General features: G+C 71.3%; 16 protein-coding genes. 4 read left to right on the plus strand and 12 right to left on the minus strand.

Annotated elements, in window-relative coordinates:
* Window positions 1–4: 4 nt before the first annotated feature.
* The 8 genes from MK786_RS11525 to MK786_RS11560 all read right to left on the minus strand — a co-directional run bounded on the left by MK786_RS11525 (window position 5) and on the right by MK786_RS11560 (window position 11,001).
* Window positions 5–2,845: a hypothetical protein gene (locus tag MK786_RS11525; protein ID WP_241112380.1), complete on the minus strand. Its 2,841-nt coding sequence runs from the start codon at window positions 2,843–2,845 to the stop codon at window positions 5–7.
* Between the two features lie 133 nt (window positions 2,846–2,978).
* The gene (locus tag MK786_RS11530; RefSeq protein ID WP_241112381.1) at window positions 2,979–4,097 is read right to left on the minus strand and encodes a glycosyltransferase; all 1,119 of its coding nucleotides are present in this window, start codon (window positions 4,095–4,097) and stop codon (window positions 2,979–2,981) included.
* A 1-nt stretch (window position 4,098) separates the two neighbouring features.
* Window positions 4,099–5,541, minus strand: coding sequence for an LCP family protein (locus MK786_RS11535; RefSeq protein WP_241112382.1), 1,443 nt, complete (start codon window positions 5,539–5,541; stop codon window positions 4,099–4,101).
* Entirely contained in the window at window positions 5,538–6,005 is a 468-nt protein-coding gene (gene purE, locus MK786_RS11540) for a 5-(carboxyamino)imidazole ribonucleotide mutase (RefSeq protein WP_241112474.1), read from the minus strand. The genes MK786_RS11535 and purE overlap by 4 nt, the downstream gene beginning before the upstream one ends.
* A gap of 113 nt (window positions 6,006–6,118) precedes the next feature.
* A complete protein-coding gene (locus MK786_RS11545) occupies window positions 6,119–7,255 on the minus strand; it encodes a 5-(carboxyamino)imidazole ribonucleotide synthase (RefSeq protein ID WP_241112383.1) in 1,137 nt (378 codons plus the stop codon).
* Between the two features lie 60 nt (window positions 7,256–7,315).
* On the minus strand, window positions 7,316–7,882 hold the full coding sequence (locus MK786_RS11550; RefSeq protein ID WP_241112384.1) for a PH domain-containing protein: 567 nt from the start codon (window positions 7,880–7,882) through the stop codon (window positions 7,316–7,318).
* A 67-nt stretch (window positions 7,883–7,949) separates the two neighbouring features.
* On the minus strand, window positions 7,950–8,747 hold the full coding sequence (locus MK786_RS11555) for a biotin--[acetyl-CoA-carboxylase] ligase (protein ID WP_241112385.1): 798 nt from the start codon (window positions 8,745–8,747) through the stop codon (window positions 7,950–7,952).
* A 22-nt stretch (window positions 8,748–8,769) separates the two neighbouring features.
* Entirely contained in the window at window positions 8,770–11,001 is a 2,232-nt protein-coding gene (locus MK786_RS11560) for a serine hydrolase (protein ID WP_241112386.1), read from the minus strand.
* A gap of 200 nt (window positions 11,002–11,201) precedes the next feature.
* Here MK786_RS11560 and MK786_RS11565 point away from each other — a divergent pair, with 200 nt between their 5' ends.
* Together MK786_RS11565 and MK786_RS11570 are read left to right on the plus strand one after the other, a co-directional pair.
* The gene (locus tag MK786_RS11565) at window positions 11,202–12,791 is read left to right on the plus strand and encodes an acyl-CoA carboxylase subunit beta (protein WP_374200468.1); all 1,590 of its coding nucleotides are present in this window, start codon (window positions 11,202–11,204) and stop codon (window positions 12,789–12,791) included.
* Window positions 12,788–13,018: an acyl-CoA carboxylase subunit epsilon gene (locus tag MK786_RS11570; protein WP_241112388.1), complete on the plus strand. Its 231-nt coding sequence runs from the start codon at window positions 12,788–12,790 to the stop codon at window positions 13,016–13,018. The genes MK786_RS11565 and MK786_RS11570 overlap by 4 nt, the downstream gene beginning before the upstream one ends.
* A gap of 579 nt (window positions 13,019–13,597) precedes the next feature.
* On the opposite strand, the gene MK786_RS11575 is transcribed toward MK786_RS11570, so the two are convergent.
* The 4 genes from MK786_RS11575 to MK786_RS11590 are packed head-to-tail and all read right to left on the minus strand — an operon-like array spanning window position 13,598 to window position 17,965.
* Window positions 13,598–14,665: a hypothetical protein gene (locus MK786_RS11575; RefSeq protein ID WP_241112389.1), complete on the minus strand. Its 1,068-nt coding sequence runs from the start codon at window positions 14,663–14,665 to the stop codon at window positions 13,598–13,600.
* Window positions 14,662–15,906 (minus strand): sensor histidine kinase, encoded by a 1,245-nt coding sequence (locus MK786_RS11580; RefSeq protein ID WP_241112390.1) that lies wholly within the window; start codon window positions 15,904–15,906, stop codon window positions 14,662–14,664. The genes MK786_RS11575 and MK786_RS11580 overlap by 4 nt, the downstream gene beginning before the upstream one ends.
* Window positions 15,896–16,567 carry a response regulator gene (locus MK786_RS11585; protein ID WP_241112391.1) on the minus strand — a complete coding sequence of 224 codons (672 nt, stop codon included), beginning with the start codon at window positions 16,565–16,567 and terminating at the stop codon, window positions 15,896–15,898. The genes MK786_RS11580 and MK786_RS11585 overlap by 11 nt, the downstream gene beginning before the upstream one ends.
* A gap of 9 nt (window positions 16,568–16,576) precedes the next feature.
* Window positions 16,577–17,965 carry a class I SAM-dependent RNA methyltransferase gene (locus MK786_RS11590; RefSeq protein ID WP_241112392.1) on the minus strand — a complete coding sequence of 463 codons (1,389 nt, stop codon included), beginning with the start codon at window positions 17,963–17,965 and terminating at the stop codon, window positions 16,577–16,579.
* Between the two features lie 23 nt (window positions 17,966–17,988).
* Between MK786_RS11590 and MK786_RS11595 the strand changes: the two genes are divergently transcribed.
* On the plus strand, window positions 17,989–18,699 hold the full coding sequence (locus MK786_RS11595; protein ID WP_241112393.1) for a Maf family nucleotide pyrophosphatase: 711 nt from the start codon (window positions 17,989–17,991) through the stop codon (window positions 18,697–18,699).
* Window positions 18,700–18,789: 90 nt separating this feature from the next.
* Window positions 18,790–20,556, plus strand: coding sequence for a biotin carboxylase N-terminal domain-containing protein (locus MK786_RS11600; RefSeq protein WP_241112394.1), 1,767 nt, complete (start codon window positions 18,790–18,792; stop codon window positions 20,554–20,556).
* The last annotated feature ends 127 nt before the right edge of the window (window positions 20,557–20,683 follow it).

Consider the following 20,683-nt stretch of genomic DNA (forward strand, 5'->3'; position numbering starts at 1 on the left):
CGGCTCATTTGAGCTTCACCGTTGCAGGCTTGCCCTTCGCGTAGCTCACCGTGCCGCCTTCGAAGGTCTGCGAGCAGGTGCTGCCCGAGCACTTCTCCACACCGGCCGGCCAGCCGAGCTTGCCGCGCAGCCAGCCCGCCTTGCTGTACGCCGTCATGACGGTCATGGACGACACGAAGGTCCCGCGGTCGGAGGAGTGCACCCAGCCGTCGGCGAACCGCTGGGCGAGACCGCTCCCGTTCAGGTCGGCGACCACCTGGACGGCGACCTGCGGCTTCCCGAGCGACGTCGTCACCGCGGTCTGCTCGGCCGCGGCGGTCGCGATGGCCTCGGCGGTCACTCCGACGCGCGCCGTGGCCGCCTTGCCCTTGATGTACTCGATGACGCCGCCGTCGAACGGCTGCACGCACGCCTTGCCCGTGCACGTCTCGGGACCGATCGGCCAGCCCAGTGCGCCGCGCAGCCAGCCCGCCGCGCTGTAGGCGGTCATGACCGTCGTCGAGGACGCGAAGCTGCCCGCGGCGGACGAATGGATCCACCCGCCGTCGAACGCCTGCGCCGTGCCGTTGCCGTTGGGGTCTGTCACGGTCTGCTCCGCGGCGCGCGGCCAGCCGAGGAAGCCGCGCAGCCAGCCGGCGGCGCTGTATGCGGTCATGATCTTGGCGGACGAGGCGAAGGCGCCGCGCGCCGAGGCGTGGACCCACCCCTGGGCGTACTTGCGCGCGAGTCCGTTCCCGTTGGGGTCTGCCACCGTCTGCACGGCGGCCGCGGCCTTTCCGAGGCCGGTCGTGCTTCCGGCGCGCACCGCCGCCAGCTCGTCCGGTCCGGCGTCGAGGATCGCCACCGCGGGCTTGCCGCTGGAGTAGACGATCACTCCGCCGTCGAAGGACTGCGAGCACAGCGTGGCCGAGCAGGTCTCGGCGCCGGTCGGCCACCCCAGGCCCCCGCGCAGCCACCCTGTCGCGCTGTACGCGGCCATCACCGTGTTCGACGAGACGAACGTCCCGAACCCCGACGAGTGGATCCAGCCCCTGGCGTACTTCTTGGCCAGGCCCGAGCCGTTCGGATCGGCGACGAGCTGTGCGAGCTGGGAGCTGCCGAGAGCGCCGGTGATGCTGATCTGCTGCGCCGCCGCCTTGTTGATGGCCGCGGCGTCCACCCCGACGGAGGCGGTCGCGGCGTCGCTGCCCACATAGCTGACGATGCCGCCGACGAACCGCTGTACGCACGCCGTGCCCGTGCAGAGCAGGGCGTCGGTCGGCCAGCCCAAGGCGCCGCCGACGCCGCCGGCCGCGGTGTGCGCGGTGGCGATCCGTGCCGGGGAGGCGAAGATGCCGCGCGTGGACGAGTGGATCGCGCCCCCCTGGAAGGTCTGGCTGCGACCCTTTCCGCCGGTCCCCGACACTGCCTTGTCGTCGCTCGTCGGCCAGCCGAAGGCGCCGCGAACCCATCCAGCCGCACTGTAGACCGTCATCGCGTCGGCCAACGTCGCGAAGGTGCCCGCCTTCGATGAGTGGATCCAGCCGCCGTCGTACTTGCGCGCCAGCCCGCTGCCCTTCGAGTGCGAGACGACCTGCACGCTCGATGTCGGTTCGCCCAGCGGTCCCTTGGCCCCGCCCTGAGCCGCGTACTCCGCGGAGATCGCGGCCGCAGAGACGTTCATCGTCGAGGTCGCCGCGCCACTGCCCGTATAGGAGATGATGCCGCCTGCGAACGGCTGGGTGCAGGTACCGCTGGTGCAGGTCGCCTGGGCGACCGGCCAGCCGAGATCGCCGCGCAGCCAACCGGCGGCGCTGTAGGCCACCATGATCGGCGTGAGCGACGAGAACGTGCCGGCGTCCGACGAATGGATCCAGCCGCCCGTGAACTTCTGCGCGAGACCGTTGCCGTTGGGATCGGTGACGGTCTGCACCGCGGCGAGCGGGTTGCCCAGCGCGCCCGTGGCACCTCCCCTTCGCTTCCACTCGGTGGCGATCGCGCCGGTCACGGGGAACGCTGCGGGCGCGGCGACGACCGCATGGGTCGAGCCGAACCAGTCGGTGAAGAACTGGTAGAAGTTGCGGTTGCCGTAGGAGGAGCACGCGTCACCGGTGCCGTAGCCCGCGCGGATGGCGGCGGCGTTGGGGCGGTACGGCGTGTAGTAGTAGAGGTTCGCCGTGGCCTGGTTCTGGATGTACACCGCCGACTTCCCGCACGAGGACTTCGGGTGGTACAGGATGTTCCACGTCTTGCCGGGCGCGTACCAGGTGAAGAACTTCGAGGTTCCCGCAGGGTTCGCGTACCGCTTCATCTGCCAGGCGCCGCCGTAGACCTGGTTGAAGAAGCCGTAGTAGCGGGTGTCGCACGCCGCGGTGTCGGGGCAGCCCTGTCCCATCGCCGCACGGTAGTTGTACGCCGAGGGGGCGTTGGAGAGGATCAGCCCCTGCTCCTTCTGCAGCATCACCAGCAGCACCTGCGGGTTGATGCCGCACGCCTGGGCGACCTTGTAGATGATGCGGGATGCGCGCTCGCGCGTGCCGCCCGAGTACTTGCCGCACATCGCGTCGGCCGTGACGGTGCGGGAAGTGTCGTAATAGTCCTTGAGGCAGGTGTACCCCGACCGGCAGCTCTTCACCTTCGACTGCAGGAAGGTCTGGATCTGAGCCTCGGTCATCGTGGAGCGGTTGAAGAAGACCGCATCGCTGATGATGTTGCCGGCCTGGAACTTGCTCAGGTCGGCGGTCTTCACGATTCCCGTCGATACGCTCGACCCCGTCGTCGGCGCCGCTGCCGCCGCGAGCGGTGCGGTCAGCACCCCCGCGATGAGTGCCACGACCGCGATCGCTGCCGCGCTGATCCTGTTCATGGACGCACGCGCGCCACCGTTTTTAGCCCCCGCCATGTGACCAGTGTGACGGAAGTGCCGAATGTTGACAACACGCGGGCCGGAATCGGAGGAGCAACACGCCGTTCTCGGAGATCTCGCGGTCCGCGTACAGTCAGAGCTCGGCGTGCAGGTGCCAGACCTTGTCGGCGGCCTCCCGCCACGAGAATGCGCGACCTCGATCGCCGGCCCGCACGGCGAGCCGGTCCGCTGCCGAGGTGCTGGCCAGCGCCTCGGCCAGCGCCTGCGCCAGCCCGTCGGCGAGAGACGAGGCATCCGCTCCGTCCACCCGACCACCGCCGTCGACGATCACCTCGTCGTGCACCTCGGATGCCGCGGCGATGACGGGGACACCGAGCGTGAGCGCGTCGACGACACGCCACGGGAAGGCGTTGCGCCGGCTCGGAGCGAGGAACGCCAGCGCAGACCCGAACACCGCTGCGCGGTCGGCCGCGTCCAACGCGCCGCGCACATGCAGCCTCCGCTCCGGGATGCCTGCTGCCGCGGCGAGGTCCGCGACCGCCGGCTCGCCGCCCTCCGCCACGTCGATCACCACGATGGGCAGATCGAGCCCCGATCCGGCGATGGAGTGGAAGCCCACCTCGAGCCCGTCCGATGCCGCAGGTCCGCCCGCGAGCATCAGGAAGCCCTCGGGAAGGTTCAGCGCGCGGCGACGACCGACATCATCGGTGGGAACGGCGAAGCCGAGGGGCGCGGCGCCCGCGATCACGCGCACCCGGTCGCCGACCCGGGCGATCCCCGACAGGCGCTCGGCCATCGAGTGCGTGGGCACGACCACCGCGTCGGCGTGCTTGACCGCACGCTTCAGCATGGCCCTGTTCCAGGACACCGCAGTGCGCGGCAGGTCGCCGGGCGACTCCCACGGCCGCAGATCCCAGATGGTGACCACGGTCTGGTCGTGGTCGTGCACGCGGTCGTGCTTCACGAGCGGCGCCAGGAGCGTGGGCGAGTGGATCATCCCTCTGCCGATGCCGGTCCCGGCGCCCATCTGGAGCGCAGCGGCGAGTTCGCGGCGCGGGAGCGCGGTCCTGCGCAGACCGGCCAGACCCGGCACGTCGGCGGTGCCGCCGCCCGCGGGCGCGATCCCCTCGACCTCGCACCCGGGCGGCGCACCGGCGATGAGGGCGCGGGTGAGATCACGGGATGCCTCGGCCAGCGCTGGTTCGGTAGGAACCACGAGCTGGTCCAGCATGACGCGCAGCGTGGCGACCACGTCAGCTCTCCGGAGTCGCGGTCGGGGTCGGCGGGTGGAGCGCGGTGCGCACGAGTTCCTCGATGTACGCGTAGTCGGGATCGTGCTCATCGATCCCGCCTGCGGGCGTGAGCTCGATCGTCTGCACCGGAAGCTCCTTGGCCTTGAGAGCGAGGTCCACCAGGAACGGCAGCAGCGATTGCGGCAGATCGGTCTGCACCACGTCGGCACCGGCGGATGCGACGTCCTGGAAGCGGGTCAGCACCGTCTGCGGGGTGAACTGCGCGAGGATCGCCTGCTGCAGGATGCGCTGACGCTCCATCCGGTCGAAGTCGTCGGTCGTGTAGCGCGACCGGGCGTACCACTGCGCGGTGTCGCCGTCCATGTGCTGCGGTCCGGCCTCGATCCATCCCGTAGCCCACTCGTCAACCGGCTGACCGGTGTAGGACGGGCCACCCCCCTCGGGCAGCCGCTCGGCCACGTCGATGTCCACGCCCCCGAGCGCATCGATCAGGGCCGCGAACCCGTGCATGTCGATGAACACGTAGTACGGGATCTCGACGCCGAGGATGCCCTCCGCCGCGTCCTTCGTCGCCTCGATGGCGGGCGCCGACCCATTGCCGACCGCGTCGGGGTAGAGCGCGTTCCCGTCCTGGCAGACCTCGACCTCGGTGCGCAGCTGATTGATGCCGCTTCCCCACCCGCACGTCGGGTCGGAGAAGCCCTGATGACCGTCCGGGTAGCGGTCCTGCATCGGCCCCTCCGCGAAGGGGAAGTGCGGCATGTCGCGCGGGATGCCGGTGATCGTCGTCGCACCGGTCTCGGCGTTCACCGACACGACCGAGATGCTGTCGAACCGCATCGAGTCACGGCCCGCGCCGCTGTCGGCGCCGAGCAGCAGGATGTTGTAGTAGCCGTCGGAAGGCGCGACGGCGGGGCCGCTCTCGCCGAAGATCTCGCCCAGCGTGTCACGCGCGCTGCCGACGACGTTCGCCGCGTACGCGGCCGTGCCGCTCGCAGCGACGAGCAGCGCGATCGCCAGCGCGGCGATGCCGAAGCGCGCGACGCGACCGGTCCGGACCAGCCGGACCAGCCGCAGCGTGTCGACGGTGAGCACGATCCACAGCACTGCGTAAGCGACGAGCAGCACCTGCGCCGCGACGAGCACGACCCAGTTCGTCGCGATCGTGAGGAAGACGGACTGCCAGAGGAGCGCGCACAGCACGGAGAGCACGGCGATCAGCCACATCGCGAGCGTCGCCCCGAGGCCGATCCGGCCGAGCCGCCGATTGCCGGCCAGCGCCTGCGCCGAGCCCGGAAGGAGGAAGTTCAGCAGGACGAGCCACCACCCGCGCCGCGTCATCATGGCGCGGGACGACGCGTCGGGATAGCGCAGGGGCCTCTCCTCGACGACCTGCGGCGCGCGGTACCCGGAATGGATCCGCGGCGGGCTGGCAACGGTCACAGGGACTCCTTGAGCCGCCGGTTCTTCTCCTCGACCTGGCTCTCGAGCGTGCGGGCGTATGCCTCGACGCTCTCGGCGAGCGCAGCGTCAGAGGTCGCCAGGACGCGCACCGCCAGAAGACCCGCGTTCTTGGCGCCGTTGATCGACACGGTGGCCACGGGAATACCCGCGGGCATCTGCACGATGCTCAGCAGCGAGTCGAGCCCGTCGAGGGTCGCGAGCTGCACGGGGACGCCGATCACCGGGACGGCCGTCACGGACGCGAGCATGCCGGGCAGGTGCGCCGCGCCGCCGGCGCCGGCGATGATCGCCTTCAGTCCGCGACCGCGCGCCTCGCGTCCGTACCGCATGAGTTTGTCGGGCGTACGGTGCGCGGAGACGACCTCGACCTCGTGCGGGACACCGAAGTCGGTGAGCAGCTGCGAGGCGTCGCTCATCACCCGCCAGTCGGAGTCGGATCCCATGACGACGCCGACCAGGGGCGCGTCGGAAGAGTGCAGCGGGCGAGTCACCCGTCAAGGCTAGGGGTCGTGCCTGGAAGAACCCCGCAACGGCGCGGTCCGCCGTGCGATCGCGGTCAGTCCTGGAAGAAGGATGCCGCGGCCCGTGCCCGGTAGGCGACGTCGTCGAGGTCGTCACCGCTCACGGTGATGTGACCGACCTTGCGCCCCGGCCGGGGCGCCTTGCCGTATGTGTGCACCTTGGCGTCGGGCTGATCGGCCATCGCGGCCGCGAATCGCGCGTCGAGGGGCTGCTCGGCCGGACCGCCCAGCACGTTGACCATCACCGACCAGGCCGCCGTCGGCTCGGTCCGGCCGAGGGGAAGGTCGAGCACCGCGCGCAGGTGCTGCTCGAACTGGCTGGTCACCGCGCCGTCCTGCGTCCAGTGGCCGCTGTTGTGGGGGCGCATCGCCAGTTCGTTGACGAGCAGCCGCTCGTCGGTCGTCTCGAAGAGCTCGACCGCCAGCATCCCGGTCACACCGAGGCCCTCGGCGATCGCGATGCCGATGTCTGCGGCGACGGCGCGCAGCCTCTCGCTGCCGTGGGGCGCCGGCGCGAGCACCTCGGCGCAGACGCCGTCGCGCTGCACGGTCTCGACGACGGGGTACACCGCAACCTCGCCGGAGGGCCGCCGGGCCACCTGCTGTGCGAGCTCACGCGAGAAGCCGACGAGCTCCTCCACGAGGAGCGCCCCGCCCCGGGCATCCTCGGCGAGCGTTGCGAACCAGTCGTCGGCCTCCGTAGCGGCGCCGACGACCCGCACACCCTTGCCGTCGTAGCCGCCTCGAGGAGTCTTCACGACCGCCCGGCCGCCGTGTTCGTCCAGGAAGGCCTGCAGCCCTTCCGCGTCGGTCACCGCCGCCCAGTCCGGCTGCGGCATCCCGAGCTCCGCCATCCGCGTCCGCATGACGAGCTTGTCCTGCGCCACGGCGAGGGCGCAGGGGCCGGGGTGCACCGCGACACCTGCCTCGACCAGCGCGGCGAGGACGTCCTGCGGAACATGCTCGTGGTCGAACGTGAGCACGTCGACATCGCGCGCGAAGGCGAGGACCGTGCCGGTGTCGCGGTAGTCGCCGACGGCGGTGGCGGCGAGGAATGCCGACATACCGGGCTCCTCGGCGAGCACGCGCAACTCGACCCCGAGCTCCACCGCGGGCGCGATCATCATCCGGGCGAGCTGCCCGCCTCCCACGACTCCGACTCGCAATGCCATGCCGCCCACCTCTCTCATGCGACCTCCATCATCCCGCACCACTGCGGGACTGCGGAGCGGTCAGCGAGCGGCCGGCAACGGCGGCTGCGGCGGCAACGGCGGCAGAGCGTCGCGGTGAGCGAGGATCTGGTTGACCTCGACCTGGTCGACGAGGGCTTCATGGACCAGGTCGACGCTCGGGATGTTCACGAGACGGAGTGCGGGGTCGACACCGTTCGACAGGGTCAGGGTGCCGGCGCCCCACATGCGCTGCAGCAGACCGCGTCGAACCTGGATCGTGTAGCCGCGCACGTGATCGAGTTCGCGGTGGCGCACGTTGAGCACACCGTTCCGCTCGAGCACGCGGCGCGTGGTGATGGTGTAGACGTGGCTCCACCACCTCAGGAACGGCAGGAGCACGAGCAGCAGCACGACCACACCGGCGGCGGACAGCAGCATCCAGTTCTCCAGCGGCGCCGGCAGGTTGCCGTAGAAGAACCCGGTGGCCGCGGCGACGCCGATGAGCACGATCGCCGACCACGAGAGCTGGCGTGCATGCCCGCGGAAGCGCGCCACCCGCAGCTCGGGGGTCGGTGCGCCCGGTGCCGGCGTCAGCGGCCGGCCGCCGTAGCTGATCGGCTGCGTCATGCTCCCATTGTGCGCGTCACGGACGACACCGCGCTCGCGCACCGCCGTTACGCGTCATGCGGGCATGTCAGCGCACGTGGACGACATCGCCCGCCGACACCGCGCTCTCGAACTCCGAGTCGTGCAGCACGACGAGCCGTCCGTCATCGTCGATCCGCTGCGCACGTCCGCGCAGCACATCCCCGTCGGGGAGCGACACCGCCACATCGCTGCCCAGCGTCGAGCAGAGGGCCTCCACTTCGGCGAGGACGCCCGAGGCGGCCGCGTTGCCCCGCGCCGCGATCAGCGCGTCGAGGTGCTCCTCGAGTGCCGTGAGGTAGTCCGCGACGAGTGCGTCGTCATCGGCCTGGACGCCGAGCGCCTCGAAGGACGTCGCGGTCTCGACGGGCAGGTCCGTCTTCGGCATGCGCGTGTTGACTCCCGAGCCGATGACGACCGTGTCGGGATGCCCCGGCACGACCTCCGCGAGGATGCCGCACACCTTGTACCCATCGAGCAGGACGTCGTTCGGCCACTTGAGCCGCGCCGTGTGACCCGTCCCGCGCAGCTGCGTGGCGACCGCGCGGGTCATGGCGGCCCCGGCGACGAGCGGAATCCAGCCGCGCGCGGCGGGTGGGATCGCACCGACGCGCACCACCACCGAGAGTGCCAGCGCGGTCCCCGGCGGCGTCGTCCAGGAGCGGTCGAGCCTGCCCCGGCCCGCGCGCTGGTCGGTCGTGAGCAGCAATGACAGGTGCGGCCACTCCTCGGGCGCCTCCGTGACGTGGCGGATCACGTCGGCGTTCGTGGAGTCGGTGGTGTCGACGACCTGGACGCGCGGGGAGACGGCGGCGGCGAGGGGATAGCCCTCGGATGCGATCGGCATGGGTCTCACGGTACCGGCGCGATCACCGGTTGCGCAGTCCGGTGTAGTACACCCAGAGCTTCCGTGAGCCGTACTGGAGCTGATACCACTCCCGCTGCGCATCCAGCACCTGCACAGCCGTTCCGCCGGGCACGGTCACGACGACCTTGCCCGCGGGGGAACTGCGCAGCCCCACGGGCTTGGTGGTCGCCATCTGCTTGACGGGATAGCTCGCGGCCGTTCCGAACGTGCCGTGGAAGTGCTCGTACACCGTGCGCGAGATCGCCCGCAGGGCGGCCTGCGGAGGGCCGTTGTCACCGATGATGGAGATCGCGTACGTCGACCGCTTGCCGTAGACGATCGCCGTGTCGCCCTGCAGGAGCCCGGAGGCGATCCACAGCGCACCCGGCTTGCTCGCCTGTGCGACCCCCGGAGGGATGCCCGATGCGATACGGGATCGCCAGATCTGCGTCCGCATGATCGACAGGAGCGCGTCGGAGTTCTTCTTCGAGAGGATCGACCCGCTCGACAGCTTCTGCACGAGCAGGGCGAGGTCGTTCGACGTGGACCGGTTGCCCGCGTAGAGCACGCTCGTGCCGCGCGGCACCGATCCGTATGTGGTGTTGGTGAATCCCGCACCGCGGATCATCGCGTTCAGGTTGCTGATGCCGATCCAGTGCGCGATGTCGGTATGGCAGTAGTTGTCGGACACGTGGAGCATGACCCGGATGCAGGTGCCGAGAGGCACGCCCGAGGGCAGGCGCGTCGACAGGGTCGCCCGGCCCTGATCGATGCGCTTGTACGCCGCCCACGCTGCGAAGATCTTGAGCATGCTCGCCGGCTCACGCCGGGTTCCGCCGCTCACCTGCGAGATCTGCCCGAGACCGCCGATCTCGCGGACCGTGACGCTGAACGTGCCCGAGTACTTCGACATCGTCGAGCGGATCGCTGATGTCAGCACGCCCTGCAGGCGGGTCTTCTCGGCGGAGCACGTGGTGTTCGTCGCGACTCTCGCGCTCAGCGCGTTCGTGTCGCCCACGAGGAAGAGCGGCTTGTTCGCCGCAGTCAGGCGTGAGGCCATGTCGTCGGGTACGCACTCCGCCCGCGGGTAGTAGAGCGGCTGGTGCATCGCGGCGGCGGCCGCACCGGCGATGCCGATGTGCGCAGGCCGCGCGGGATTCACAAGCATGGACACCCGCCGTCCTCCGGACTGGTTGGCGACCAGCATCGAGAGGGTCGGCGCATCGATGTGGGCGAGGCGCGTCACCGCGAAGCCTGCGGCGCGCAGCGCCGGCTCGTAGGCGGGTGCCATCGCCGCCGCTGCACTGCGCACGATGACGATCGATCGCGTGCCTGCCGCCCGCAGGAGCTCGATGGTCGCCTTGTCGAGTGGGGCCGAATGGCCGTTGACGACCAGGGTCCTCTTGCTCTTCGCCCGGCCCATGACGGCCGCCAGCGGTGCATCGTGGTTGGTCAGGCCACCCGCGATGTAGACGGTGTCGGCGGCGCTCGCCTGCTGCCCGAACACGAGCCGCGACGTCTCGTAGAGGTTCGCGCCGCCGAGTCGGGTGACGTCGGGGGTGACGGTGCGCGCTGCGGTTCCGACCGCCGTCGTCACGTACGACGTGCCGCCGACGATCACGATGGAACTCGGCGCCAGACGGCGCAGCTCTGTGAGCACGGCACCGGGGATGGCTGTCTTCTGCACGAAGAGGACGGCGGCGCCGCGCTCTGCCGCCAGCGGAGCCGCGACGGAGGCGAAGATCGGGTACGCGCCGGGAACGAGGTACACGGTGCTCGCGCCGTTGGGGAACATCGCCTTCGTCGCCGACACGGAGGCCGCGTACGCATCGGCTCCGGCGTTGATCCTGCGCGTGGACGGCACCGGCACGGGAACCTCCGCGGCGGCGAGAGTCTGCGACCGCAGCGCGGCGTCGGGCGCCGGGTCAGGCGCGGACTCCTCGTCGGTGGGCTCCGTCGGCGACGGGGTGGGATCGGGCGCCGGTTCGGGCGTAGGCGTCGGCGTCGGGTCGGGCGTCGGCGTCGGTTCCGCCGTCGGCGCCGGGTCCGGCGCCGCCGTCGGACCCGGCTCCGGAGAAGACGTCGGCGTCGGGGTCGGCGTCGGGTCGGGCGTCGGCGCTGCAGGATCCACGGCGGACTGCTGCTGCGCGTCGTCTCGGACGTCCGCGTAGGCGGCTCCCGCCGCGACTTCGCCGAGGGGCGGAACCATCAGAGCGGCCGCGACGATGACGGCGGCCGCTCGAAGCGACCGCATCCTGAAATTCCGTGAACGACCTGACACCGTGCTCCCGACCCTACCTGCGAGATCACTCGGGGGCATGAGAGCGACATGAGATTCGCGTCGGACGGCTGCCGGGTGCAGCATCCCGAACCCCCTCTTCCGACAGTGATCATCGTGACCCCTTGTGCAAACCCTCCAACCGCTCGACGAGGGCCGCCGATAGGGTGGAATCCGTGACCGATCAGCCCGACCTCTTCACGACCGCCGGCAAGATCGCCGACCTCCGCGCACGTTTCCAGGAAGCCGTCCTCGATCCCGAGGAGGTCGCCAAGGAGAAGCAGCACGCGAAGGGCAAGGGCACGGCGCGCGAGCGCATCGACCAGCTGCTCGACACCGGCAGCTTCGTCGAGCTCGACGAGTACGTGCGCCACCGCACCACCGCGTTCGGCATGGACAGGTCGCGGCCGTACGGCGACTCGGTCGTCACCGGCGTCGGGACGATCCACGGCCGCACGGTCGCGGTGTACTCGCAGGACTTCTCGACCTTCGGCGGTTCGCTCGGCGAGGTCGCCGGCGAGAAGATCATCAAGGTCATGGAGTTCGCGCTGCGCTCCGGCATCCCGATCGTCGGGATCCTCGACTCGGGCGGCGCCCGCATCCAGGAGGGCGTCGTCGCGCTCGGCAAGTACGGCGAGATCTTCCGCCTGAACACCCGCGCCTCCGGGGTGATCCCGCAGATCTCGATCATCATGGGCCCGGCCGCCGGCGGCGCCGTGTACTCCCCTGCCCTCACCGACTTCGTCGTGATGGTCGACAAGACGAGCCAGATGTTCGTCACCGGCCCCGACGTCATCAAGACGGTCACCGGCGAGGACGTCGGCATGGAGGAGCTGGGCGGCGCGCACACGCACAACACCCGCTCCGGCGTCGCTCACTACCTCGCAGAAGACGAGGACGACGCGATCGACTACGTGCGCACCATGCTCGGCTTCCTGCCCGACAACAACATGGCGGAGCTGCCGGTCTACGAGTCGGGCTTCGAGTTCGAGACGACCGATGCCGACCGCGCCCTGAACGCGATCATCCCGGACTCGCCGAATCAGCCGTACGACATCCACCAGGTCATCCGCGGCATCGTCGACGCCGAGGACTTCCTCGAGGTGCAGCCGCTGTTCGCCCCGAACATCGTCATCGGCTTCGGCCGCATCGAAGGCCGCTCGGTCGGCATCATCGCCAACCAGCCCTCGCAGATGGCCGGCACGCTCAACATCGAGGCCGGCGAGAAGGCCAGCCGCTTCGTGCGGTTCTGCGACGCCTTCTCCATCCCTATCGTCACGCTCGTCGACGTTCCCGGCTACCTGCCCGGCACCGACCAGGAGTGGACGGGCGTGATCCGCCGCGGCGCGAAGCTGCTCTACGCCTACGCCGAGGCGACCGTTCCCCTCGTGACCGTCATCCTGCGCAAGGCCTACGGCGGCGCGTACATCGTGATGGGGTCGAAGCAGCTCGGCGCCGACATCAACCTGGCGTGGCCGACGGCCGAGATCGCCGTGATGGGCGGTCAGGGCGCGGTGAACATCCTGTACCGCGGCGAGATCAAGCGAGCCGAGGCCGCGGGTGAGGATGTCGCGGCCGTGCGCGCCCGTCTCGCGAACGAGTACACCTACAACGTCGCCTCGCCGTTCCTCGCCGCCGAGCGCGGCGAGCTCGACGGCATCATCGAGCCCGCGCAGACGCGGGTCTCGATCGCGAAGGCGCTGCGGGCGCTGCGGGGCAAGCGTGCGAGCCTGCCGCCCAAGAAGCACGGGAACATCCCGCTGTGAGCCTGGCGGACGAGGGCGCCCCGGGCGTCACGATCGACATCCTGCGGGGCCAGGCCTCCGAGGAGGAGCTCGCGGCGCTCATCGCCGTCGTCACCGAGGCGTACACGGGCGAGGCTGCCGAGGCCGTCGCCCCCGATGACGCGCCGCGCTCGGCGTGGTCGCTGACCCAGCGCAACCTGCGGGAGCCCCTGCGCCGCGAGCTCGGCTGGGGTCGATTCACGGGCTGAGCGTGCTCAGCCGCGAATCCGGTTGTCGTGTGCCGCCGCGGGCGGTGTGTCGAATCGTCGTGCACCGGCTGATGCCGCCTCGCGCCTCGCGCCACCCGCCTCGCGCCGCCCGCCCCGCGCCACCCGCCCCCACCGTGCCGCAACGGCGGAGATCTCCGGCGACACGCCGGATGGCGGCGTTCGTCTCCCGCATGTCGCGCACGATCCCCGATGTTGCGCGGGGGGGCGCACGCGACGCTGCACTTCCAACCGGACAAGGCCCCCGAGTGTCCCCCGAAATACCTACAGACGGGGGGCTTGCGGCCCGGAGATACTTGTATCGCTGGAACGCTTCTGCGTTCGGCCGACTCGCTCTCCGCTCTTTGCGGAAGACCCGAGCTCGGCCACGCGGACTGTTTTCGGGTAACAGTCCGCCAGGCGAGGGGCGGGCGGCTTCGCCGCCCCTCGCCTCCTCAGATTCGGCTCCCCGTCTCGGTTCCCCTCCCCCATCGAGGCGGGGAGCATTCTCGTCCCCAGCGCGCATGCCGCTCGCACGCTCGGCCCCACACGCCGGGACCTCGCCGTCGACGACGATTCGAGTCAGCGCACCTCGGCCGCGCCGGGGTGCGGGATCTCGCGCCAGAGGTCCACGCCGTCCTCTTCGGAGGGGCCGCCGACCGAAGGCGACCGGCCGACCACGGTGACAGCCACGCGCGCATCGGGCGAGGTGCGGATGTAGAGCCGATCGGAGCTGGCCGAGCGCAGCGCCTCGGCGAGCTGTGCGCGGATGATGGACAGCGTCTCGTCGTCGACTCCCTCGAGCCCGCCCTCGTCGAGCACCGTCACGTTCGCACCGCGGCGGCGAGCGCGTTCGAGCTCGGCCCGCACATCGTCGTCGAGCAGGCGCGGTCCGCGCATCTCGTCGCGCAGCCGGCCCTCGGCCAGCCGCGCCTCGAGCCGATCATCGTCGGTCAGGCGACCGCCGGTGGCGACCGTGCGCGTGAGGACCGGGCCGGCCACGGCGAGCGCCTGCTGCACCTGCACGCGGCGCTCGCGCTGGCGGCCGACCTGAGAGGCCTGCCAGGCCGACGCAGCGCGCTGCAGCTGGGCCAGCCTCGACGTGTCGCGCGCGGCGCGGTCGAGGGATCCGACCAGCAGCTGCGCACACGTCACCCACACGATCGAGCCGACGAGTCCGAGGGCGAGCGCGTTGGCGGGGCCCATCCACGCCATCGAGCCGACGGCGAGGATCACGATGCCCGCCCACGCGGCCCACGGCCGGCGTCGCACCATCACGATCGTCATGAGCGCCCCGATGCCGCCGAGGTACCACGTGGCGAAGCCGGACGTCACCGAGCCCGGGCCCACCGCGAACGAGATGGCGCTCGGGACGACCACCGCGGCGGCCAGCGCGAGGATCATCGCGGGCACGGGGAGCCGGCCGCGCGTACGGTGCACATCGCCGATGTGCTCCTCCTCCGGCGCCGCGGCCGACGGCGCCGGGTCCCAGAAGATGCAGAGCCAGGTCGTCGCGAGGTACATCCCGAGCGTCGCGACGACGATGAGGGGGTAGGGCACGGCCGCTTCGGTCCACCACAGGCCGCGTGCTGCGAGGTAGGCCGTGAAGGCGACGGCGAGCGCGACCAGGACGTTCTTGACGCTGATCACTCCGGCTTCCCCTCCCAGTCGAGGCGCACGGTGGTGCCGTGCCGGCCGGTGTCGATGTCGGCGGATCCGCCGACGGCGGCGACCCGCGCGAAGATCGAGGCGCGGATGCCGAGGCGGTCGTCGGGCACGTCGTCGAGGTCGAATCCCTCTCCGAGGTCGCGCACCTCGACGTGGACGACGTCTCCGGATGCCTCGACCGACACTCTCAGGCCGGCGCCGCCCGCGTGCTGCAGGGCGTTCGCGATGGCCTGGGTCGCCGCGAGCACAAGCGCCCGTGCGACCCGGCCGGGGATCTGCGGGCCGTCGGCCACGATGTCGCGATCGACCAGCAGGTCTGCCCCGAGCTCGCGCGATGCGGCATCGATGTCGTCGGCGATCGAATGGGCGTCGCGCGGTTCGTCGGGCCCCTCGTGCGCATCCTGTTCGGTGTTCGCGAGGCGGGTGAGGGCTTCGCGCGCCATCGCGACGGCCAGCGTCTGGGCGCGCGGAGTGTCGGCGCGTTCGGCCGCGATGAGCGCTGCGAGCACGCTGTCATGCATGAGCGCTGCGACCGCGATGCGCTCCTGCTCCGCAGCATCGGCCGCGGCCGCCTGCGCGTACGACGACACCGCGCGGGCGCGGGTCTCGTCGACGTTCGCCGCGACCGACCGGAACACCCAGCCCAGCGTGAGGATGACGCCGCCGAGGATCAGCGCGAACGAGACGTCGAGGCCGTTCGCGAACCAGAACTCGGTGGCGAAGCCGCCCTGGATGAGGCGCACCAGGCCGAACAGGAGCGGCGCGAGGATCGTCCAGACGATCTGCAGCGGGAAGGGGAAGGCGAGCACCGCCGCGAGCGTGGCGATGTTGACGAGGTACCAGATCCACGGTTGCGGTGTCGCAGGCGGGTCGCTGCCGGCCGTGGCGATCGGCCACGCGATCAGCGCGAGCATGTAGACGAACGCGAAGACGCCCGCGGCGATGCGGACGCCGCGGCCGACGAAGCACGCGATGATCATCACGGCGAGCGGAGCGAACACGACGACCACGAGCGGCTCGTGCCAGCCCGGCTGCTCGTCGGACGGTCCGATCGCGCTCAGGAACGCCTGCAGCCCGAGCACGAGCGAGCCGAAGCCGGCGACGATGGAGATGATGCGCTCGACGCGCGTGCGCGTGAACGACCCGATGCCCGCGGTGGCCTCCCGGGAATGCGGAATGTGCCCCCAGGCGCTGTCGAGGACCGCCGGTGCGTCAGACGCCACGCGCGATGTCCTCCTGGTCGGCGGGTTCGACGATCCCATCCTCCATCGCCCGCCGCAGCAGGTCGACCTTGGTCGGCGCGGGGCGCCCGACCTCGACGTACTTGACCCGCACCCGCGTGATGTTCTCCTTCGCGGTCGAGTAGGCGACGCCGAGCCGGTCGGCGACGACCTTGAGAGGCAGGCCCGCCGCATAGAGGCGCAGCACCTCGCGCTCGCGCGCCGACAGCTGCGCGTCGGCGAACTCGCGGTCGCCTTCGACGGCGCTCGCCCATTCGACGTTGTTGAGCGGCTCGCCCTTGGCGACCGTGGTCACCGCGGCGATCACGTCGTCGATGCGCGATGACTTGCTCACCACGCCGGCGGCACCCGCGGCGAGCGCCTCGCGCACGGCAGCGGGCCGATCGGCGACGCTGTGGATGATCACGCTCGACCCGTCGAGCACGAGGCGGCGCACGTTCTCTGTCACCGTCGTGCCGTCGCCCAGCGTGAGGTCGAGGACCACGACGTCGGCCGGCGCGGCCGCCGAAGCGGTGCGCCACTTGAGGTAATCGGTGACGGTGCTGCCCGAGAAGACGACGTCCTTCGTGCCGACGCGTGCGCACGCGGCCTCGAGTCCGAGTCTGACGGACTCATGGTCGTCGATGAGCGCAACCCGGGTCATTCCGCCAGCCTAACGCCGACCGGCGGCGGGGGTGAGAGCCGCCACAGCCTCGACGTGGTGCGAGTGCGGGAACAGGTCGAGGGCCTGCGCTCCCGTCGTCTCGTAGCCCGCCTCGCGGAAGGTCGCGAGGTCGCGGGCCAGGGCCACCGGATCGCACGCGACGTACACGACGGCCGCCGGCGACAGCGACGCCACCGACTCCACCACCACCCGGCCGGCGCCGGCACGCGGCGGGTCGAGCAGCACGACGCCGCGCGAGAGCCGCTCGCGCTCGGCGGCGGACGCCTCGGCGGCGAGCCGGGCCAGCCAGCGGTCGACACGGCCGGTCTCGGCTCGCGCGCCGACCCACTCGGCGAGGTTCTCGCCGGCGTGCTCGGTCGCCCGAGGGTCGGACTCCACGCTCGTCACCCGCGTGGCGTGGCCGCCGACCTCGCCCAGCGTGGCGGCGAAGAGCCCCACGCCGCCGTACAGGTCGAGGTGCCAGGCGTCGGCATCCCACCCGACGCCCTCGCCGAGCCCGCGCAGCGTCTGCCCGACAGTCGATGCGAGGGTGGATGCCGCGAGCCGATGCACCTGCCAGAAACCGCCGGCGTCGACCCGGAACTCCCGGTCGCCGACGCGCTCGACGACCACCTCGGGCGTCGCCGGGCGAGGACCGCCCGTGCCCGCGCCGCCGCTGCTCCCCTTGCCGCCGCCGCTCCCCCCCGTGCCGCCGGCGCCGCGACTCCGTCCGCCGCGTCCACGGCCGCGCTCGGCCTCCGGCCGCGGGAGCACGCGCACGCGGCCGTCGGCCGGCTGCACCAGATCGATGCGCCCCGGCTCGGGGGACGCCAGGCTCAGCGCGATCCGCTCGACGTCGGGGGTGGCCAGCGGCAGGCTCCCCACCGGGATCACGCGATGGCTGCGGGCGGCGTACGGGCCGATCCGGCCAGCGTCGTCGACGTGGAGGCTCACCCGCGTGCGCCACCCGGTGCCGTCCGCGCTCTCGGCGTCGGATCCGGAGCCGGCGGGGGCGATGGAGACGTCGGGGTCCGGCATCCCACCGAATCGCTGCAGCGCGTCGCGCAGCACCTTCAGCTTCAGCTCGCGCTGGTACTCCAGCGCGATGTGCCCGAAGTCGGCGCCGCCCGGCCGGCTCTCGGGCGCGACAGCGATGTCGGCCTCGCGCCACACGTGCGGGCGGCGGTGCGGCGAGGCATCCCTCACCTCGATCGCCTCGGCGCGCCAGAAGGAGCTCTTGCTCGCGTCGGTGACCCGCGCGAGCACGCGTTCGCCGGGCAGGACGTCGGGCACGAACACCACGCGCCCCTCGTGCCGGGCCACGAACACGCCGCCGTGGGCCACGTCTCCGATCTCGAGTTCGAGGATCGGGCCGCGGTCACCAGTCGAGTCGGTCACGAAGGAGAGCCTACGGTGGACCTATGCGCGTGTGCCTCGCCTCGACCTCGCCTGCCCGCCTCATGCTGCTGCAGCAGTTCGGCATCCGTCCCCTCACCGTCGCCCCCGACGTCGATGAGGACGCCGTCGTCGCGGCTGTCGAAGCCTCCGAGGGCCGCACGCTCGCGCCGGACGAGCACGTTCTCCTGCTGGCGCGCCGCAAGGCCGCCGACGTCGCGGCGCGGCTGGCCGATGACATCCCGGGCTTCGACGGCATCGTGATCGGCGGCGACTCGATGTTCGAGCTGGGCGGCGAGGTGCTCGGCAAGCCCTACACGGCCGACACCGCGGTCGCGCGCTGGCACGCGATGCGCGGGCAGACGGGCGTGCTGCACTCCGGCCATGCCGTGGTGCGCATGGTCCCCGGCGAGCCGGCGCGCGAGGTGCACGCCGTGGCCGAGGCATCCGTCACCTTCGCAGATGATCTGTCGGACGCCGAGATCGACGCGTACGTCGCGTCCGGCGAGCCTCTGCACGTCGCCGGCGCCTTCACCGTCGACAGCCTCGGCGGCGCGTTCATCACGCGGGTGGAGGGCGACCCCTCGACGGTCGTGGGGATGTCGCTCTCGACGCTGCGTCGACTCGTGCGCGAGCTGGGCGTCGAATGGACGGCGCTATGGGCCACGACGGACCCCTCTCTCGAGCACGCCGATCTGGGCGAGGACAACGATCGGGACCTGCATTCCGCGCCCTGACCGTCATTGTGGGAGGCGTCCCATGTTTCGGCAGTGTTCTTGTGCGAACCAGTCAAATCCCGGCCGCGACGCGTGGGTAGGCTGGCACGCATGCCTCAGATCGCCAAGGTTCTCGTTGCCAACCGCGGCGAGATCGCCGTCCGCGTCATCCGTGCCGCCCGTGACGCCGGGAAGGCGTCCGTCGCCGTCTACGCCGAGCAGGACCGCGACGCCATGCACGCCCGTCTCGCCGACGAGGCGTACGCCCTCGACGGCACCACCAGCGCCGAGACCTACCTGTCGATCGACAAGATCCTCTCGGTCGCCCGCCGCTCGGGCGCCGATGCGGTGCATCCCGGGTACGGCTTCCTCGCCGAGAACGCCGACTTCGCGCGCGCGGTCATCGGCGCCGGGCTGATCTGGATCGGCCCGAGCCCGGAGGCCATCGAGGCGCTCGGCGACAAGGTCACCGCACGCGCCGTCGCCGAGAAGGTGGGCGCGCCGCTCGCCCCCGGCACCCCGGGTCCCGTCGCCGGCGCCGACGAGGTCGTCGCGTTCGCCGAGCAGGTGGGCCTCCCCATCGCCATCAAGGCCGCCTACGGCGGCGGCGGCCGCGGCCTCAAGGTCGCCCGCACGATCGACGAGGTGCCCGAGCTCTTCGAGTCCGCCACCCGCGAGGCGATCACCGCCTTCGGCCGCGGCGAGTGCTTCGTCGAGAAGTACCTCGACAAGCCGCGTCACGTCGAGACGCAGTGCCTCGCGGATGCCGCGGGCAACGTCGTGGTGATCTCGACGCGCGACTGCTCGCTGCAGCGCCGCCACCAGAAGCTCGTGGAAGAGGCGCCCGCGCCGTTCCTCACCGACGAGCAGAACAAGACCCTCTACGACGCGTCGAAGGCCATCCTCAAGGAGGTCGGCTACGTCGGCGCGGGAACGTGCGAGTTCCTCATCGGCGCCGACGGCACCATCTCCTTCCTCGAGGTGAACACCCGTCTGCAGGTGGAGCACCCCGTGTCGGAGGAGGTCACCGGCATCGACCTCGTGCGTGAGCAGTTCCGCCTCGCCGAAGGCCAGGAGCTCGGCTACGGCGACCCGACGCCCGAGGGGCACTCGATCGAGTTCCGCATCAACGGCGAGGACCCCGGTCGCGGCTTCCTCCCCCAGCCCGGACCGATCCACGTCTTCAAGACGTTCGGCGGTCCCGGCATCCGCCTCGACTCCGGCGTCACCGCCGGCGACACCATCTCCGGCTCGTTCGACTCGCTCCTGGCGAAGATCATCGTGACCGGCCGCGACCGCGCCGAAGCTCTCGAGCGGTCCCGCCGCGCACTCGATGAGTTCGAGGTCGCGGGCATGCCGACCGTGCTGCCGTTCCACCGCAAGGTCGTGCGGGACCCCGCCTTCACCGCCGAGGACGGCGAGTTCGGCGTCTTCACGCGCTGGATCGAGACCGAGTTCGTCAACGACATCGCGCCGTGGGACGGCGAGCTCGAGGCCCCGAAGCCCAGCGAGCACCGCCACACGGTCGTGGTCGAGGTCGCGGGAAAGCGCCTCGAGGTGAGCCTGCCCGACCGCGTGGTCGCCGCGCCCGGTGTCGCGGGGCGTCCTGCCGCGGTCCCGCCGTCGCGCCGGTCGCACGCGCCGACCGTGGTCGCGGGCGCCTCGGGAGACGCCGTGAAGGCGCCGATGCAGGCGACGATCGTCAAGGTCGCCGTCGAGGAGGGCCAGCAGGTCGTCAAGGGCGACCTCGTCATCGTGCTCGAGGCCATGAAGATGGAGCAGCCGATCCAGGCGCACAAGGACGGCACCGTCGGTGCGATCAACGCCGATGCCGGCACGACCGTGTCGGCCGGGCACCAGCTGCTCACCATCTCCTGACGCCTCTCGCCCGACGTCGACGCGCTCGCGCTGTCGAAGCGCTCGCACTGTTCAACGCGCGCGCGCTGTCGAAGCGCTCGCACTGTTCAACGCGCGCGCGCTGTCGATACCTGCAGTCGCGCACGCT

The organism is Microbacterium sp. CFH 31415 (assembly GCF_022538185.1).
Classification (GTDB): domain Bacteria; phylum Actinomycetota; class Actinomycetes; order Actinomycetales; family Microbacteriaceae; genus Microbacterium.

What these genes read in the sequence shown, in the direction of transcription:
- MK786_RS11585 (WP_241112391.1), bottom strand. Translation starts at nt 16,567, where the DNA reads ATGACCCGGGTTGCGCTCATCGACGACCATGAGTCCGTCAGACTCGGA.
- MK786_RS11560 (WP_241112386.1), bottom strand. Translation starts at nt 11,001, where the DNA reads ATGCGGTCGCTTCGAGCGGCCGCCGTCATCGTCGCGGCCGCTCTGATG.
- MK786_RS11550 (WP_241112384.1), bottom strand. Translation starts at nt 7,882, where the DNA reads ATGACGCAGCCGATCAGCTACGGCGGCCGGCCGCTGACGCCGGCACCG.
- MK786_RS11525 (WP_241112380.1), bottom strand. Translation starts at nt 2,845, where the DNA reads ATGAACAGGATCAGCGCGGCAGCGATCGCGGTCGTGGCACTCATCGCG.
- MK786_RS11595 (WP_241112393.1), top strand. Translation starts at nt 17,989, where the DNA reads ATGCGCGTGTGCCTCGCCTCGACCTCGCCTGCCCGCCTCATGCTGCTG.
- MK786_RS11600 (WP_241112394.1), top strand. Translation starts at nt 18,790, where the DNA reads ATGCCTCAGATCGCCAAGGTTCTCGTTGCCAACCGCGGCGAGATCGCC.
- purE (WP_241112474.1), bottom strand. Translation starts at nt 6,005, where the DNA reads ATGGGATCCGACTCCGACTGGCGGGTGATGAGCGACGCCTCGCAGCTG.
- MK786_RS11555 (WP_241112385.1), bottom strand. Translation starts at nt 8,747, where the DNA reads ATGCCGATCGCATCCGAGGGCTATCCCCTCGCCGCCGCCGTCTCCCCG.
- MK786_RS11545 (WP_241112383.1), bottom strand. Translation starts at nt 7,255, where the DNA reads ATGGCATTGCGAGTCGGAGTCGTGGGAGGCGGGCAGCTCGCCCGGATG.